This window comes from Vallitalea maricola (assembly GCF_036985595.1).
Taxonomy (GTDB): domain Bacteria; phylum Bacillota; class Clostridia; order Lachnospirales; family Vallitaleaceae; genus Vallitalea; species Vallitalea maricola.
In genome coordinates, this window is sequence record NZ_BTPU01000151.1 from 1 (window position 1) to 2,337 (window position 2,337).

A 2,337-nucleotide genomic window follows, 5' to 3' on the forward strand; every position below is an offset into this window, starting at 1 on the left:
CAACAAATAATAATGGACATCGAGTCCATTATTATTTCTGACAGTCCAGTAGGGCTGTCAGGTTAAAAGCTGGGTTCGGCGTCCTGCCTCACGACTCCACATATACATCTACTATTTTGCTTGAAATAACCGTCAATATAATCACAAAACACTTTTTCTTCTATGTTAGCTTAACTATTGGCTATTTCAAATTTTAATTTCATAAAGAGAGTGGTGCAGATATATATTTCTTGAAGTTAAATTATTTGGTTGATATAATGATTTGTATGGTAGTTATTAAGTTGTGTATTAGGGGGTAATTAATATGAAATTCAATAATATTAAAGCAATTTTGTTTGATTCAGGGAGAGTGTTAAATTATCCTAGGACAGGAAATTGGTTTATATCACCAAGGATTTATGAATTTATTGATAGAGATATTTTTGATAGGGTAAAGGAACTGGATATAAATAGGGCATTTCGGAAGGCTTATGATTACATAGAAAAGCAAAGTTTAATTATAGACAGGGAACAGGAGTATTATCATTTTAGAAGGTTTTATAGAATTTTTTCTAATGAATTACCTATTTTAAACTTGGATGATGAGCTTGTAGATATGATAGCTAAAGATTTGGTATATAATAATGAGAAATATGAGTTTTATGAAGATGTGTATGAAGTTATACCAAAACTTTATGAGAGGTATGAATTAGGTATAGTTTCTGATGCTTGGCCATCCTTAATAAATGTATATGAAGAAGTGGGATTGAGGGATTATTTTTCAACGTTTATTATATCATCAATAATGGGAGTGACAAAACCTGATAAAGGTATGTTTATACCAGCGCTAGAGGAATTAGGTATATCACCAGCACAGACGTTATTTATTGATGATAATTATAGTAATTGCCAAGGTGCAGAAGAATTAGGGATAAATTCTATAGTTTTATATAGAGATAAAAGTTATGATGAACAGGTTGAGGGTATATCTTCATTAGATGAATTAGTGAAAATTTTAGATTGAGGAGTGTGATTGTTATGATAGAAGGAATAATTTTTGATATGGATGGATTAATGTTGGATACGGAGAGTATTGCTTTGGAGAGTTGGGAGAGGGCAGGTAAAGAGTTTGGATATGTGATAAGTAGGGAATTAATGATGAAAGCTGTGGGAAGAACTTTGGTGGATACTAGAAAGTTGCTTGTTAAGAATCTTGGTGATGATTTTCCTTTTGAGGAAGTGAGAAAAATTAGGATAGATTACACTAAAGAATTTATGTCGTTGAATGGTGTTCCAATGAAAGAAGGTCTTATAGAATTTTTGGAATACTGTAGAACATTGAAAATTCCTACTGCGGTTGCAACATCAACGAATAGGAGTGATGCATTGGAGTTACTTGAAAAAGTGGATATAGTTGGTTACTTCAATACTATCGTTTGTGGTGATGAGATTGAAAAAGGGAAACCTGAACCAGATATTTTTCTTATGGCAAGTAAGAAATTAGGGGTGAATCCAGAAAGATGTATTGTTCTGGAGGATTCTGAAAATGGTATATTAGCTGCGACTAGAGCGAATATGATACCTATATGGATACCGGATATCATTATTGAATCAGATATAGCTAGAGATAACGCAAGATACATATGTAATTCGTTGAATGAAGTTAATATAATTATTAATGAACTAAATAATTAAAAGGAATAGCTATTGTTATAAGAGGGGATAACATATATAATAATGTAATAACAAGTATTAATACTATAGGAAATGAAATACATAGAATAGACTAGAAGGGAGTACTTATATGATTAGAGATGTAAAATTAAGTGATGCTCAGGCAATATGTGATATCTATAATTATTATGTGGAAAATACGGTTGTTACTTTTGAAGAAGAAAATGTAACAGTAGAGGATATGGTAGATAAGATTAAGTATATTACGGATAAATACTGTTTTATAGTATATGAAAAAAAGGGTAAAGTAGTTGGATATGCGTATGTTTCTGAGTGGAGAGGTAGAAGTGCATATCGTTTTTGCGTTGAGTCGTCAATATACTTGGATAAAGATTATAGTGGTAGAGGTGTCGGAACTATTTTGTATGAAGAATTAATAGATAGATTGCGAAAACTTAATTTTAGAGTGATAATGGGAGTTGTAGCGTTGCCTAATGAACCAAGTGTGAAATTGCATGAAAGAATTGGATTCAAGAAGGCAGGGCATTTTGAAAAAGTTGGACTGAAATTTAATAAATGGATAGATGTAGGATATTGGCAATATAATATTAAATAAGTTAATATTCAGTGATTTCGGGAAAGTATTGATTTACCATATATATGATGGTAAAATATTATTTATAA

General features: G+C 31.1%; 3 protein-coding genes. All 3 read left to right on the plus strand.

Translation table 11 applies throughout. From position 1 onward, the window contains the following. Positions 1-304: 304 nt before the first annotated feature. The 3 genes from AACQ14_RS23680 to AACQ14_RS23690 all read left to right on the plus strand — a co-directional run bounded on the left by AACQ14_RS23680 (position 305) and on the right by AACQ14_RS23690 (position 2,269). Positions 305-1,003, plus strand: a complete 699-nt coding sequence (locus tag AACQ14_RS23680; RefSeq protein WP_339366008.1) for an HAD family hydrolase — start codon at positions 305-307, stop codon at positions 1,001-1,003. A gap of 14 nt (positions 1,004-1,017) precedes the next feature. Continuing rightward, positions 1,018-1,674, plus strand: coding sequence for an HAD family hydrolase (locus AACQ14_RS23685; RefSeq protein WP_339366009.1), 657 nt, complete (start codon positions 1,018-1,020; stop codon positions 1,672-1,674). Positions 1,675-1,783: 109 nt separating this feature from the next. After that, the gene (locus AACQ14_RS23690) at positions 1,784-2,269 is read left to right on the plus strand and encodes a GNAT family N-acetyltransferase (protein ID WP_339366010.1); all 486 of its coding nucleotides are present in this window, start codon (positions 1,784-1,786) and stop codon (positions 2,267-2,269) included. Positions 2,270-2,337: the final 68 nt, after the last annotated feature.